This window comes from Nocardia sp. NBC_00881 (assembly GCF_045207455.1).
Lineage (GTDB): Bacteria > Actinomycetota > Actinomycetes > Mycobacteriales > Mycobacteriaceae > Nocardia.
Map to the genome: position 1 here is coordinate 5512513 of NZ_CP108798.1, position 14939 is coordinate 5527451.

Sequence of the window (14939 nt, forward strand, 5' to 3'; positions counted from 1 at the left end):
GCGTAATGATGGTGCGTCGTGGTGGATTACATGACGGTCTTCGACCGGGTCCGGGGTTCTCTGCTGGGTGGGGCGGTCGGTGATGCGCTCGGGTGGCCTATCGAATTCCTGCAGCTGACGCAGATTCGCCAGCGGTATGGCGCCGAAGGCGTGACGGGTTTTCTACCGCAGTATGTCGAGGGGGCGGCGCAGCAGATCACCGATGACACCCAGATGACGCTGTTCACCGCGGAGGGACTGTTGCGGGCCGCGCCGGGCGCCGACCCGGTGCCGGCGCTGCGACGGGCTTATCTGCGCTGGTTACAGACCCAGAGACAGGAGGCACCCACAGCCGAACCCGATGGGTGGCTGGCGAGCCTGCCGTTCCTGTATGCGGCGCGTGCGCCGGGAAACGCGTGCATGTCCGGGCTGAGTCAGCAGGCACGAGGATTTCTCGAGCCGGGTCCGTTCGGCGAGAATGGACAGGTGAATCCGGGGTCGAAGGGATGCGGCACCGTGATGCGGTCCGCGCCGTTCGGACTGGCCGGTGCGGGACCTGATCATGCATTCACTACGGCCGCGCGGGCCGCGCAGTTGACGCATGGGCATCCCACGGGATATGTCGCGGCGGGCGCGTTCGCGGCGCTGGTCGATCGCGTGGTGAGCGGTATCGAGCTGCCGATCGCGGTGCAGCAGACTCTCACTCAGCTCACGGCGTTCCCCGCCGGTGCGGAAACAGTGGCGGCACTGACACGAGCCGTCGAGTTGTCCGAGCATCCGGCCGGCGCCGAACAGGTCGAGCAGGTCGGTGCAGGGTGGATCGCCGAGGAGTGCCTGGCCATCGCGGTGTACTGCGCCCTGCAAGCAGCCAGGACCGGCGATGTGCAGGCAGCGCTGCTGCTGTCGGTGAACCACTCCGGTGACTCCGATTCCACCGGCGCGGTCGCGGGCAACCTGCTCGGCGCCATCCATGGTGTCTCCGGGTTGCCGAAGGATTGGGTATCCGCGGTCGAGGGACGCGATGTGCTGGTCCAGGTCGCCGATGACCTCGTGATGACATTGTGGCTCGGCGACCGGTCGGCTCTCGGTGCCCGATATCCATTCGACGAGGGCCTGTGAAGGTCGCGATCAGCCGCGCCTGCCACGCAGGTAGTCGCTGACCACGGCCGCGCCGAGACCGTTGAGGTCGGGGGCCACGACACGGCCACCGCTGCGGCGGGCCACCAGGTCGACGAACGCGGCCAGCCGGGGGTCATCGCCGAGCATGAAGACCGTCACCGACGCGCCGAGCTTGGCCACGGCATCCACCTGGGCCATGGTCACGGCCAGAGTGCGCGGCTGCGGCGGCCAGCTGAAGTACGCCGCACCGTTCGGCTCCAGGTGAGCCGTCGGCTCGCCATCGGTCACGACGAGCACAACAGGCACGGCGTCCGGATGCCTGCGCAGGTGCTGTGCGGCCAGCAGCAGCGCGTGGTGCAGGTTGGTGCCCTGTTCCCACACCGCTTCCAGCGCGGTCAGCTCGCCGATATCGACGGTGGTGGCCTGCCGGCCGAAGGTGATCACGCGGAGCGCATCGGAACGGAAACGCGTGCCGATCAAGTGGTGCAGGGCAAGGGCCGTGCGCTTCATCGGCACCCACCTGCCGTCCTGCACCATCGACCAGGACGTGTCGACGCACAGTGCCACGGCTGCCCTGGACCGCTGCTCGGTTTCCATGATTTCGACGTCGGATACGTCCAGCGCGACACGGCGACTGCTCGTCGACGCCGACCGCAGCACGGCGTTGCGGACAGTCCTCGGCACGTCCCACGGCTCGGTGTCGCCGAACCGCCACTTCCGCGCGGAACCGGTCGGCTCGCCGGCCGCACCCGCCAAGGCGGTGTCCCGCTCACCGCGCCGGGACCGCAACTGCCCGACGACTCGGCGCAGCGCCACCTCACCGAGCCGCCGCAAAGCCCTGGGAGTCAACCGAAGCGAGCCGTCCTTCGTCCGCTCGAACAGGCCCTGCCTGCGCAGTTCCCGCTCCAGCTCGGCCAGCCGGGCCGCGTCGACGCTCGCGTCCTCGCCGAGGTGGCGGGCCAGTGTGTCCAAGTCGATGTCCTCCAGCCGGGCACCCGGGTAGGACTGGCCGAGTTGCTCGGCTAGCGCATCCAGTTCGGCGAGGTCCTGCAGGGCTTGCGCGCCGGCCCCCAGGCCGAGCGGGTCTTGGCCGCGGAACCGCTGCTCGGAGTCCCAATCCTCCCCTGGACGCAACGCCCGCAGATTCGCGTCCAGCGCGGCGACCTGCTGGGCGACGCTCGGATCGCCGAATGCCTGGCCGATCAGTTCGGCCAGCTCCGCTCGCTGCTGTGCGGACATCGAGTTCATCATCCGTTGCGCGGCGGCGGCACGGGCGGCGAGCGCGTCGATCAACTCCTCGGTACTGCTGGGGTTCTCCGGGAAGAACTCGCCGTGCTCGGCCATGAAGTCGGCGAACCGCTGTTCGGTGTCCTCGCCGCTGGCATGTGCCGCGAGCAGGTCATTCAGGTCGGACATCATCTGCCTGACCCGCTCGACATCTTCGGGCCCGGTGTTCTGCAGGGCCTGTTTCATGCCCTGGAAACGGGATTCCAGCAGTTCCTGGCCGAGCAGGTCGCGGATCTTCCCGTAGTTCTCGCGGCCGGTTTCCGATCGCCAGTTGTAGTCGGTGAGCTCGTTGACGGCGGCCGCCGTGCTCGCTGGCAGTGCGTCCAGCTGCGCTTCGGCGAATCTGGCGTCGTCGGACGGGTCGGGGAACAGTGCACCACGCTCGGCTTCCAGTGCCCCTTGCAGCAGTTCGCGGACTTGTTGCAGGGTGCCGTCCAGCCGGTGCCGCCGGGATATCTCGGAGCGGCGCTGCCACAGCCTGCGGGTCAGCTCCTCCAGTCCCGGCATGGTGCTGGTGCCACGCCGCAACAGCTCCTGCAGTGCGGTGCGGGGCGAGCTGCCTTCCATCACCTCGTTCCCGATCTGGTCCAGCGCCTCCCGCAGGTCGAGCGGCGGCGCGAGCGGATCGGGCCCGTCGTGATAGGGCCCGTAGGAGTAGCGGTCAGCGCTTGTCATGGTGCCTCCCGGGATGCGGCGGCGGTCACCCGCCGTACACCGCGATGTCGTCGTCGGAATCCTTGGCGACTTGGCGAGCCAGGTAGAGGGCTTCCAGGGCGAACTCGACGGCTGCCGCGATCCGGGCGGGCGGGTCGGTGGCGCCGATGCCGAGCCGACCGGCGACCTCGTGCAGGACGGGCAGTTCGGGCAGCGCGGACAGGACCTGCTCGCCTGGCACACGTTCGCCGGTGGTGACCAGGTGACCGGCACCGACCGCCTCGGCCAACGGCCGCAGATTCAGACCGCCGAGCAGTTCCCTCGCGGTCTCGGAGAACGAGCGCCGTAGGAGGTGGGTGAGATGTTCCTGCTCGCGTCCCTCTTCGCCGGACTCGAACTCCAGCTTGCCACGCAACACCGCGGGCACGGATTCGAGATCGACCGGCCGGGCGACGGCGGGATGTTCCCCGGTGAGCGCGGACCTCCGGAGCGCGGCGGCGGACACCGTTTCGGCCGCGGCGACCGCGAACCGCGCGGACACTCCGGACCGCTGATCGATCGCGGACGACTCGCGCAGTTGCCGCACAAATCGAGCGAGCACCTCGATCAGCGGATCCCCTACCTCGGCCACCAGTTCGGCCTCCTGGCGAACCAGGGCGACCTCGGCCTGAACGCTGAGCGGGTAATGGGTGCGGATCTCCGCGCCGAACCGATCCTTCAGCGGCGTGATGATCCGGCCCCGGTTGGTGTAGTCCTCAGGGTTGGCGGTCGCGACGAGCAGCACGTCCAGGGGCAGGCGCAGGGTGTAGCCGCGAACCTGGATATCGCGTTCCTCCATCACGTTCAGCAGCGCGACCTGGATGCGTTCGGCGAGGTCGGGCAGCTCGTTGATCGCCACGATGCCGCGGTGGGCGCGCGGCACGAGTCCGAAGTGGATGGTTTCGGGATCGCCCAGGCTGCGGCCCTCGGCCACCTTGACCGGGTCTACGTCACCGATCAGGTCACCGACGGACGTGTCCGGCGTGGCGAGTTTCTCCGCGTAACGCTCCGAGCGGTGCCGCCACGCGACGGGCAGGTCGTCACCGAACTCGGCGGCCAGCCTGCGACCGGCAGGGCTGATCGGGGCGAGCGGGTGCTCGCCCAGTTCCGCGCCGGCGATCACGGGTGTCCATTCGTCGAGCAGGCCGACCACGGTGCGCAGCAGCCGGGTCTTGCCCTGGCCGCGCTCACCCAGCAGCACGAGGTCGTGACCCGCGAGCAGCGCGCGTTCCAGCTGCGGCAGGACGGTCCGGTCGAAGCCGACGATGCCGGGCCACGGGTCGCTGCCGGAACCGAGAAGGGCCAGCAGGTTCTCGCGAATCTCGGTCTTGACCCCACGCGGCAGGTAGCCGGCCGAGCGCAGCTCGCCCGCGGTCGTGGGCAAGTGTTCTGGAATTGTCACGACTTCGACGCTACGTTCATCCGGCGATCCGGTCGACGTAAAGCAGCTGAAGGAAACATGCCGGAAAAAACATTGACGCCGCCACTAGGTTATGGCAGTTATATCTGACTCGACCTAGCCGAGCACCATCGCGACGCCTTTTACCCGAGCTTGCGACCAGCGCGAGCGACCTCGGTAATCCGGTGAAATCGGCGGTGAGAGAAAAGAACTCGGCGCCGTCTCGGCGGTGTGTTCGCTACGTCTATTCCATCGGCAGCCCGCGGTCGCGCCGTCGGCGTGTGCCGACCAAGGGGTGGTCAGCTCGCGGGCTGGCAGGCGTCGCGGAGCGAGCACGCGCCGCAGGAGCTGCCGCAGCCGCCGACCTCGACGGGCGGGGCAATCGCGTCGGCCGCCTGCGCGGCGGCGGTGGCGCCCGCACCCAGGGTGAACAGTGCGACGGCCGCGGCAACGGCCGCGACCAGGAGCGCGACGATCCCGCTGGCGGCCAGCGCGACGAGACCACCGGCGAACAGCAGCGCCCCGGCCGCAAGGGACGTGGGAGCGGCGACGCGGTTCGCCAGACGGAAGCTTTCGTCGTTCGACAGCACGGCCTCGGTGTGCACCCCGACGAAACGGTTGCGGGGCAGCCGACCGGTCAGTCCGAGTGCGCCGGTTGTGATGGCCACGACAGCCGGCACGAACAGGATCAGAGCGACGACGAACACCTATGGAGGCTAGCGCATCCGTGCCAACCGGCCGCTGCCGGGCCGTGCCCGGAGCGCCGCGAAGGATATCCAGGCCAGCCCGATTTTCGGTCCTGGAGACCGGACGTTCTACGCTGATAGACGAAGTTTGTCCAGGATCGGCGATCACAAGAAGGCAGGACCGTGCAGGACACACGTGCAACCGAAAGCGCTGGGCCAGAGCACCGGTACAGCGCGGCGCTTGCCGGCCGCATCGAGCGCCGGTGGCAGCGGACGTGGGATGAGCGCGGAACCTTCCACGCGCCGAATCCGGTGGGCCCGCTCGCCGGGACGACCCCGGCCGACAAGCTGTTCGTGCAGGACATGTTTCCCTACCCCTCCGGCGCCGGTCTGCATGTCGGGCATCCGCTGGGCTATATCGCCACCGACGTCTTCGCCCGCTACCACCGCATGCACGGCCGCAACGTGCTGCACGCCCTCGGCTACGACGCGTTCGGTCTGCCCGCCGAGCAGTACGCAGTGCAGACCGGCGCGCACCCGCGGGTGACCACCGAGTCGAACATCGCCACCATGCAGCGTCAGCTGGACCGGCTGGGTCTCGGCCACGACCGGCGCCGCTCGTTCGCGACCACCGACCCGGAGTACTACCGCTGGACCCAGTGGATCTTCCTGCGCATCTACCACGCCTGGTACGACCAGGAGTCCGATCGTGCCCGCCCGATCGCGGAACTGGAAGCCCAATTCGCCTCCGGCACGCGGCCTGCCCCCGGCGGGCAGGACTGGGCCACCATGACCGCCGCCGAGCGCAGCGCGCTACTGGATTCGTATCGCCTGGTCTACCAAACCGATTCGGTGGTCAACTGGTGTCCGGGCCTCGGCACCGTTCTGTCGAACGAGGAGGTCACCGCCGAAGGGCGCAGCGAGCGTGGGAATTTCCCGGTGTTCCGCAAGCGGCTGTGGCAGTGGATGATGCGCATCACCGCCTACGCCGACCGGCTGGTCGACGATCTCGACGACCTGGACTGGCCGGAGAACGTGAAGGCCATGCAGCGCAACTGGATCGGGCGCTCGCGTGGTGCGCGGGTGAAGTTCGACGCCGATGGCGAGCAGATCGAGGTCTTCACCACCCGGCCCGACACCCTGTTCGGTGCGACGTACGTCGTGCTGGCACCGGAGCATGAGCTGGTCGACAAGCTGACCGCCGACGCGTGGCCCGAAGGCACCGACCCGCGCTGGACCAACGAGGGTGCCGCCACTCCCGCGGATGCCGTCGCGGCCTACCGCAAGTCGATCGCGGCCAAGTCGGATCTGGAGCGCCAGGAGAGCAGGGAGAAGACCGGCGTCTTCCTCGGCACCTACGCCACCAACCCGGTCGACGGCGCCCCCGTGCCGATCTTCATCGCCGACTACGTGCTCAGCGGGTACGGCACCGGCGCGATCATGGCGGTGCCCGGCCACGACCAGCGCGACTGGGATTTCGCCACCGTGCTCGGCCTGCCGATCAAGGAGGTCATCTCCGGCGGCGACATCACCGCTTCGGCGCACTCGGGCGATGGCGAGCTGGTGAATTCCGACTACCTGAACGGGCTTTCGGTCGAGGATGCCAAGGCAACGGTGATCGCCCGGCTGGATGCCGACGGTCACGGCACCGGCACCATCCAGTACAAGCTGCGCGACTGGCTGTTCGCCCGCCAGCGGTATTGGGGCGAGCCGTTCCCGATCGTCTACGACGAGCAGGGCGCACCGCACGCACTGCCGGAATCCATGCTGCCGGTGCGGCTTCCGGAGCTGGACGACTTCGCGCCGGTGACCTTCGACCCGGACGACGCGTCCTCCGAGCCGTCGCCGCCGCTGGCCAAGGCCACCGACTGGGTGCACGTCGAACTGGATCTGGGCGACGGGCCGAAGCAGTATCGGCGCGACACGAACGTGATGCCGAACTGGGCGGGCAGCTCCTGGTACCAGCTGCGCTATGCCGACCCGACCAACACCGAGGCGTTCTGCGCCAAGGAGAACGAGGCGTACTGGCTGGGCCCACGCACAGCGGTCGGCGGCCCGAACGACCCGGGTGGCGTGGACCTGTACGTCGGCGGCGTCGAGCACGCGGTGCTGCACCTGCTGTACGCGCGCTTCTGGCAGAAGGTGCTGTTCGATCTGGGCGATGTCACCGGCTCGGAGCCGTACCGGCGGCTGTTCAACCAGGGCTACATCCAGGCGCACGCCTACACCGATGAGCGCGGCGCGTACGTGCCCGCCGCAGAGGTGGTCGAGCGGGACGGCACGTTCTTCTGGACCGACGCCACCGGCGCCGAGATCGAGGTGTTCCAGGAATACGGCAAGATCGGTAAGTCGCTGAAGAACGCCATCTCTCCGGATGAGATGTGCGATCTGTACGGCGCGGACACCTTCCGCTTCTACGAGATGGCGATGGGTCCGCTGGATACCTCTCGTCCGTGGGCGACCAAGGACGTCGTGGGCGCGCACCGCTTCCTGCAGCGCTTCTGGCGACTTGTGGTGGACGAGGAGACCGGCGGTGTGCGGGTCACCGACGCCGTGCCGACCGACGAAACGCTGCGGTTGCTGCACAAGACGATCGCCGGCGTGGATGAGGATTTCGCCGCGCTGCGTGACAACACGGCGGGTGCCAAGCTGATCGAATTGACCAACCACCTGACCAAGACCTACCCGGACGGCGCGCCGCGCGCGGTGGTCGAACCGATGGTGCTGATGCTGGCTCCGCTGTCCCCGCACATCGCCGAGGAGCTGTGGGAACGCATGGGCCACACCGCGTCGCTGGCGCACGGCCCGTTTCCGGTCGCCGATCCGGCGCTGCTGGTGGATGAGTCGGTCGAGTACCCGATCCAGGTGAACGGCAAGGTGCGCAGCCGAATTCAGGTGGCCGCCGATGCCGACAACGCGACTATCGAGGCTGCCGCGCTGGCCGACGAGAAAATCGCCGCGCTGCTGAACGGGGCCGCGCCGCGCAAGCTGATCGTGGTGCCCGGCCGGCTGGTGAACATCGTCGCCTGACCGCGCTGGGGAGTGTGTGACGCCGGCCTTCTCGGGCGTCGAGGTCACGATCCAGCCGTGTCGCGAAGCGGCAGGTCAGCGGGCCGAGCAGGCGGGATCAGTAGGGACGGAGCACGATCTCGGTGGGGTGCCCGTCGCGCGGAGTGTCGATGGCGGCACGCACCGCACCCGCGACCGTTTCCGGAGTGAGGAACTCCGCCGATTCGTACTCGCGGCCCTCGTCCGCGACGATCTGGCGCTGCATGTCGGTGTCGATGCGGCCCGGGTGAATCGAGGTCACCCGCAGCGCGGGCTCTTCCAGCCGCAGTGCGTCACCGAAGGCGCGCAGCCCGAATTTGCTCGCCGCGTAGGAGGCCCAGCCGGCGTTCGCGCGCAGTCCGGCGCCCGAATTGATCAGCACCACATGGCCATTACTGGACCGCAGCGCGGGAAGCAGCAGCCTGGTCAGCTCGGCGACCGCGATCAGGTTGGCTTCCAAGGTCTTTCGCCACTGATCGACGGTGGATTCCGCGATGGCGCCGAGGTCAGCGACTCCGGCGTTGTGCACCAGCACATCCAGACGTCGGATCGGCGCGACCGCCGCGGCGACCGCGGGATAGTCGGTCAGCTCGACCGGCCACCCGGTCGCGTCGGGCAGCTCCGCCAGGATGTCACGCAACGCGTCCGCCGAGCGGGCACCGAGCAGCAGGTCGTGCGTCGGCGCCAATGCACGCGCGATCGCGGCGCCGAGCCCGCGGCTGGCGCCGGTGATCAACGCGGTCGGTTTCCGGGTCACGGCGGAGGTCATGGACCCCACCGTAACCATCCGAGAAAGTGCGCGTGAACCCCATAGCACTGGACACCCCGCAGAGTGACGAGGGCGACTCGGACGCCGCTGAGCGGGCATATCCGCGAGTGGCATCGCAGAATAGGGGGATGCAACACGCGGGCTTCACCCCAACCCAGCTCGCAGCCCGCGCCGCCTACCTGCTGCGTGGCAACGACCTGGGCACGATGACCACCGCCGCGCCGCGGCTGTATCCGCACATGTGGAGCTGGGACGCGGCGTTCGTCGCGGTCGGGCTGGCTCCGCTGAGCGTGGAGCGGGCGGTGATCGAGCTCGACACCCTGCTCTCGGCGCAGTGGAAGAACGGCATGATCCCGCACATCGTCTTCGCCAACGGCGTCGACGGATACTTTCCCGGCCCATCCCGCTGGGAGTGCCGTGAGCTGGCCGCAAACGCACCGGATGGCCCGGACACCTCCGGGATCACCCAGCCACCGGTGCATGCCATCGCGGTGCAGCGCATTCTGGACCACTCCCGCAGGCATGGCCGCAGCACCCGGTCGGTGGCCGAGGGGTTTCTCAACCGGCGCTGGCCGGACCTGGTGCGCTGGCACCGTTGGCTGGCGCACGCCCGAGACCCCAAGGAGACCGGCCGGATCACGCTGTATCACGGGTGGGAGTCCGGCATGGACAACTCGCCGCGCTGGGACCGCGCCTACGAGAACGTGGTCCCCGGCGACCTGCCTGCCTACCATCGCGAGGACTTGCTTGTGGTCGCTGATCCGACCCAGCGGCCCACCGACCGCGAGTACGACCGCTACCTGTGGCTGGTCGAGCAGATGCGCCGCGCGGGCTACGACGACTACCAGCTCGCCTCCACCATGAGCTTCGCCGTCGAGGATGTGTTCGTCACCGCGATCTTCGCGCTGGCCTGCGAGGTACTGGCCAATATCGGCGAGGAGTACAAGCAGCCCAACGCCGACGTGCGCGACCTGTACACGTGGGCCGACCGGTTCCGCGCGGGCGTCGTCGCGACGACCGACGCCCGCACCGGCGCCGCGCGCGACTTCGACGTGCGGTTGGGGCGGTGGATCGGCACCGAGACACTCGCCATGTTCGCGCCGCTGCTGTGCGGCGGCCTGCCGCGCAACACCGAACGCAGCCTGCTGCGGATATTCGAAGGCCCGCGCTTCTGCGGACATCCGGACCTGCGATACGCGCTGCCGCCCTCCACCTCACCGGTGTCCAAGGACTTCCGCTCCCGCGAATACTGGCGCGGCCCGGTCTGGCCGGTGATGAGCTGGCTGTTCTCCTGGGTCTTCGCCCGGCGCGGCTGGGCCGAGCGCTCCTTCATGCTGCGCGCCGAGGGATTGCGCCAGGCCAGCGACGGCAGCTTCGCCGAGTACTACGAGCCGTTCACCGGAGAACCGCTCGGCAGCATGCAGCAGTCCTGGACCGCGGCGTCGGTATTGGACTGGCTGGGCTGAACCGCTTCCGGTGCGGACGCGCGCCATCAGGTTGCTCTGCCCAGCAGATTCCCTGACTGCCTTGGGCTAGCTTCTGTTCTCACGTCGTGGGTGCGTGCGGACTGCTTGCCAGGCGCTGTGCCAGGGGAACAAGTGTCGCGTGCTCTCGCCGGCTCGGGGCTCGTGTCCGGTGTGGTCGCCGAGAACGGTCACGCCCCAGTCGGCGAGATTGCGCATGGCGTTCTGAATGGGTGGAAATCCGAGTTGCGCCCGGTTCGAGTAGGGGACCGCGACGACGGGCAGGCCCAGTCCGACGGCTTCGACCAGCAGGCCGAGGGGCAGCGTGTCGGAGATTCCCGCGGACCACTTCGCCAGGGAGTTGGCGGTGATCGGAGCGGCGATCATGGCGTCGGCGGGTGGAAGCATGTCCGGTGTGCCGGGTTCCTTGTACTGACTGCGCACCGGATGGCCGGTCTTCCGTTCGAGTGCTTCGGCGTCGATGAACCGGTAGCCATACGGCGAGGCGATCACGCACACATCCCAGCCGTCCGCCTGTGCCAGATCGACCAACGTGCCGACATCGCGGGCCAGGGGCGAGCCGGTGACGATCGCATACAGGACGAGATCTCCGTTGTCGTTCATCGCCCCATCGTGTCAGTTGCAGCGCGACACGTCCGGTGTCGGCGCTTATGCCGGAACAGCACCGACTCGTTTGGCCAGTCGCCCCAGATCACCGGTCGTCAGCTCACGGCGAGCCGTTCGCATCATGTGTCCGACCAGTTCGCGCACGTGGCTCATACCTCGAACCTGTTGCGGTGCAGTGTGTTCGGCACGCAGTAGAGCGTGCAGCGATTGCCGGTAGTCGCGTCGGAGGGCATGGGCGCGGCCGATTTCCACGAAGTACTGCGCCCGGCGTCCTTCGGCGGCAATCGTTTCGGGGGCCAGGGTGGGTGCCAGCTCCAGGACCTGATCCGGCTCGCGCCGTTCCATCGCGGCCGACATGCGCCACAGCGTGACATTGGCCGCGCCGAAGGTGGGATTGCGCAGTATCGACGCTCCGGTCACCGACCGCTCGAGCCGGTCCACCTGCTCGCTTGCCTCGTCCAAGTGCGTCGCGGGATCGCCGCCGAGCGCCGCCGTGGCGAGAGCGGCTTGCAGATGCAGCATTCCGTAGGTTTCGACTTCGCCGAGCGTACGCACATCCGGCGCGAGGCGCTGCGCCGTGCTCACCGCGCGGTCCAGGGCGGCGGGCAACGAGCCTGGGCGTGAGAGAAGAATCTGACTGTGGGTGAAGGCCGCCGTCGCCGGACCTGCCGTGCCACCGATGTTCGCGGTCGCCCGCTCGATCTCCTGCGCGGCGGTCCATGCCAATGCTGAATAACCGCGACGCGATGCCGACTGCGCGGTTATGTACGCAACGGTGGCAAGCACATCCCATGCCGTATCACGGTCCGTTCCGGTTGCCTCGCGGGTGTGCTGGTAGCAGTCAGTGAGCAACGGCGCCAGCATCGGCCCGAGCGCGGCGTAATCACAGGCACGTCGCAGATGGGCAGCCTGCCGCGCCGTCGCCTTCAGCTCCTCTAGTCTCCGCAGCGGGCTCGTGCGCGTGGTGTTCCCGGCCGTCCACAGCGCGGTTTCGATACTCGGCACAGCGGCGTGGAACCCGGCCGAAGACGGGTCGAGCCGGTCCTGTTCGTGTCCGGTCAGGTCGCCGATCGAGACACCGAGCGCTTGCGCCAGCGCATGCAGCGTCCGTCGCGAATCTACCGGCCGTTCGCCGTTCTCGTACTTGGCGATCGCGCCGCGGCTGATACCGACTCGGTCGGCCAAGACCTGTTGAGAGATACCGCGCCGGGCGCGAATCACGCGCACTTGGCGGCCCACGTATCGGCCTTCGTGCCTCTGGTGTTCGCTCATCTGCTCATCCTCAACGAGTACTGGCGAAACCCAATGCTAGATGGGTAGGCAGTTGTCCCGCAGCGGGACAGTTTCCGCCGACCAGGCCGTCACTGTTGCCCAGGCACCCGGCGCCGGGTCGATGCCGTTGCCCTAATCGGCACACCGGCCAGCAGTGAGCCGCCAGCCGGTGGCGAAAGCCCTCGGCGTCGGATGCCACCAATGACAGCGAACACGGCAGGGGTGAAGCGGTGGGGTTCAACTGGTGGCGAGAAGGCGACTCGGACGGCACGTCGGCGCAAGAGATCGTGGATCGCGTACAGGCCGACTGGAGAGCCGAACACCGACGTATCCGGGCCGAGGACGCCCACGCCGGGCTGTGGCCGCACGGGTGGCCGCACGAGCCACCCGACCAGCCGCTGAGCGTGTCCGAAGCGCACTGGACCATGCAGCGCCATCGCGGGTGCCGGGTACAGGACTGCCCGCGTAAGGCAGCGGCACGGCAAGCGTTGATCGCCGCCGGGCGTATGAAGCCGGACACGTCGCGGGAGTACTGAGCGGCGGGGGTAGCGGCCGCCGTCCTGGCAATCGGTGCCGGGCCGGTCGCCGCCACACCGACACCAGTAGCCGAGCCGGTTTGCGACTTCTGGACCACCTTCACCAAAACTACGCTGCTGCATCGGGTGCGTTGCTGCGCGGTTCCCGTACACAACTGTCACACCTGCACCACTGGTAACAGCTAGAGCAAGTCGCTATCGTCAAATGACATGGACAACTCTTGGTGGGCCTCGACCATCCGTCGCCAAGGTGCGGCGCTATCGCTGATCGCCCTGATCGGCAGCCTTTCAGCTACCCTCCCGGTCGCCACGGCCGCGCCGAGCGGGCCGGATGTCTCGTCCTGGCAGCACGTCGACGGACGGCTGATCGATTGGTTCGCGGTCAAACGTTCCGGCCACGACTTCGCCATGGTCAAGGCCACCGAGGGCCTGAGCTACATCAACCCCTACTTCGTGCCCGACAGTCTGCTGATGCGCGCGGCCGGCATAGCTCGCGGTACCTATCACTACGCCCGGCCGAATTTGCCACCCGAACCGCAGGCCGCGATGTACGCGGCGGTGGCGCTCGGGCAGAACGGCCCGCTCGATATGCCGCCGGTCCTCGACCTGGAGGACGCCGGCGGGCTCAACCCAGCGGCCCTGATCGACTGGACTCGCCGGTACCTCACCACCGTGCAGGCTCTGACCGGCCGCGTCCCCATCATCTACACCTATCCCCGGTTCTGGCAGAGTGCGATGGCCGACACCACCGAGTTCACCAGATACCCCCTCTGGATCGCCGACTACCGCGGCAACGCCCAACCCGAGGTCCCCGGCGGCTGGCCCACCTGGACGTTCTGGCAGACCACCGACCGCGGCACCATCCCGGGCATTGCCGGTCGCACCGACCTCAACGTATACAGCGGAGCCCAAGGCGATTTCGCCCGGTTCGCCAACATGGGCGGACTCACCGGAAGCGGGTAGCACGGTGCGTCTTCCGACATCGCGATCGAGCACGGCCGAAAACCATGCGACAAAGTCGATTGCGACACACCACAAGTTCGCTGCGTATTGATTACGGACACAAGGCCGCACGGGAATCAGCTGTTTCTGGTTGGGTCGCCGAAAGGCAAAGGAGCTGACGGACATTCGAAGAAATGTTATTCGAGGAAGCGCTGGCCGAGCCGCAGCTGCGGCAGGCGTTGCCGGAATTCGCGACACGACAACCGCGCGGACGGCATGTTCGGGTGCTCGCCGAAAACGAGCTCGACGCTGTGACCCGGCAGCGGTTCACTTGGGGCGATAGTTCGCCCCTGAGCAGGGAAAATGAGGGCTGCGACGGGGATATGTTTCGCGAAGCAGCCTTTGGCTACTCGTGGGGAGAACGTCGCGCTGGTGGTAGGCACCGGCGACGATCACGTTGGGGACCGGCCCGCGCAATCCGAGTCGGCCATATTTCTGATCGATTGTCACGACAGCGGAAGGAAATAGACACATGTTGATGCTCACCCCCACTGCTATCGAGGTCGTTCGCAGTATCACGTCCTCGGAGGGGACGCCGGAGGATGCCGGGCTGCGAATCTTCACGGCGGACGGCGCGCAGACGCTGCAGCTCGCGGTTGCCGCCGCACCGGCCGAGCAAGACCAGGTCCTGACTGCCGAAGGATCACGGATCTTCCTGGACCAGCAGGCCGCCGCCTTCTTGGACGACAAGATCCTCGACACCGGACGGGACCCGGACGGGCAGGACACCTTCGTCGTTGCACCGCAGGACCAGGACACCTCGGACACCTGAGGCGAAGTTCACTATTGCTACGTCACATGGCCCGGCCCATAGACCAGCACACCAGCCGGGCGAAAGGTGGAGGTCAAGATGTGAACACGCAACTCAAATAGCTCCTCGTGAGGTACGTGCTGGTGTTGGGATTCAGGTAATCGGAGTCACCGCGGCCATCCGTCCCGGTATACAGACGTACGGTGGCGTTGGTTTTGTTTTCAATCGACCCGTTCCCGATGTAGATATTGTAGGTTCGATACTCGTCAGGATCGTTGATACGGTCGGAGTAGCCTGAGGAATTCTGG

12 protein-coding genes are annotated in these 14939 nt (G+C 67.7%); 6 read left to right on the forward strand and 6 right to left on the reverse strand.

The window, feature by feature from the left end; translation table 11 throughout:
- Positions 1-30 precede the first annotated feature (30 nt).
- Positions 31-1098 (forward strand): ADP-ribosylglycohydrolase family protein, encoded by a 1068-nt coding sequence (locus OH799_RS23515; RefSeq protein WP_406282429.1) that lies wholly within the window; start codon positions 31-33, stop codon positions 1096-1098.
- A 9-nt stretch (positions 1099-1107) separates the two neighbouring features.
- Here OH799_RS23515 and OH799_RS23520 read toward each other — a convergent pair whose 3' ends face one another.
- The 3 genes from OH799_RS23520 to OH799_RS23530 all read right to left on the reverse strand — a co-directional run bounded on the left by OH799_RS23520 (position 1108) and on the right by OH799_RS23530 (position 5184).
- On the reverse strand, positions 1108-3060 hold the full coding sequence (locus OH799_RS23520; protein WP_406267955.1) for a vWA domain-containing protein: 1953 nt from the start codon (positions 3058-3060) through the stop codon (positions 1108-1110).
- Between the two features lie 25 nt (positions 3061-3085).
- The gene (locus tag OH799_RS23525) at positions 3086-4480 is read right to left on the reverse strand and encodes an ATP-binding protein (protein ID WP_406267957.1); all 1395 of its coding nucleotides are present in this window, start codon (positions 4478-4480) and stop codon (positions 3086-3088) included.
- 296 nt (positions 4481-4776) lie between these two features.
- Positions 4777-5184, reverse strand: coding sequence for an SdpI family protein (locus OH799_RS23530; protein WP_406267960.1), 408 nt, complete (start codon positions 5182-5184; stop codon positions 4777-4779).
- A gap of 162 nt (positions 5185-5346) precedes the next feature.
- Here OH799_RS23530 and leuS point away from each other — a divergent pair, with 162 nt between their 5' ends.
- Entirely contained in the window at positions 5347-8193 is a 2847-nt protein-coding gene (leuS, locus tag OH799_RS23535) for a leucine--tRNA ligase (RefSeq protein WP_406267963.1), read from the forward strand.
- A gap of 97 nt (positions 8194-8290) precedes the next feature.
- Here the strand turns inward: leuS and OH799_RS23540 are convergent, their stop codons facing one another.
- A complete protein-coding gene (locus OH799_RS23540) occupies positions 8291-8980 on the reverse strand; it encodes an SDR family oxidoreductase (protein ID WP_406267966.1) in 690 nt (229 codons plus the stop codon).
- A 128-nt stretch (positions 8981-9108) separates the two neighbouring features.
- On the opposite strand from OH799_RS23540, the gene OH799_RS23545 reads away from it, so the two are divergent.
- Positions 9109-10446 carry an MGH1-like glycoside hydrolase domain-containing protein gene (locus OH799_RS23545; RefSeq protein ID WP_406282432.1) on the forward strand — a complete coding sequence of 446 codons (1338 nt, stop codon included), beginning with the start codon at positions 9109-9111 and terminating at the stop codon, positions 10444-10446.
- 66 nt (positions 10447-10512) lie between these two features.
- Here the strand turns inward: OH799_RS23545 and OH799_RS23550 are convergent, their stop codons facing one another.
- Positions 10513-11067 carry a flavoprotein gene (locus OH799_RS23550; RefSeq protein WP_406267968.1) on the reverse strand — a complete coding sequence of 185 codons (555 nt, stop codon included), beginning with the start codon at positions 11065-11067 and terminating at the stop codon, positions 10513-10515.
- Between the two features lie 45 nt (positions 11068-11112).
- Positions 11113-12342, reverse strand: a complete 1230-nt coding sequence (locus tag OH799_RS23555) for a helix-turn-helix domain-containing protein (RefSeq protein WP_406267971.1) — start codon at positions 12340-12342, stop codon at positions 11113-11115.
- 230 nt (positions 12343-12572) lie between these two features.
- On the opposite strand from OH799_RS23555, the gene OH799_RS23560 reads away from it, so the two are divergent.
- The 3 genes from OH799_RS23560 to OH799_RS23570 all read left to right on the forward strand — a co-directional run bounded on the left by OH799_RS23560 (position 12573) and on the right by OH799_RS23570 (position 14652).
- Positions 12573-12878 carry a hypothetical protein gene (locus OH799_RS23560; protein WP_406267974.1) on the forward strand — a complete coding sequence of 102 codons (306 nt, stop codon included), beginning with the start codon at positions 12573-12575 and terminating at the stop codon, positions 12876-12878.
- A gap of 210 nt (positions 12879-13088) precedes the next feature.
- On the forward strand, positions 13089-13841 hold the full coding sequence (locus tag OH799_RS23565) for a glycoside hydrolase family 25 protein (RefSeq protein WP_406267977.1): 753 nt from the start codon (positions 13089-13091) through the stop codon (positions 13839-13841).
- Positions 13842-14358: 517 nt separating this feature from the next.
- Entirely contained in the window at positions 14359-14652 is a 294-nt protein-coding gene (locus OH799_RS23570) for a hypothetical protein (RefSeq protein ID WP_406267981.1), read from the forward strand.
- Positions 14653-14939: the final 287 nt, after the last annotated feature.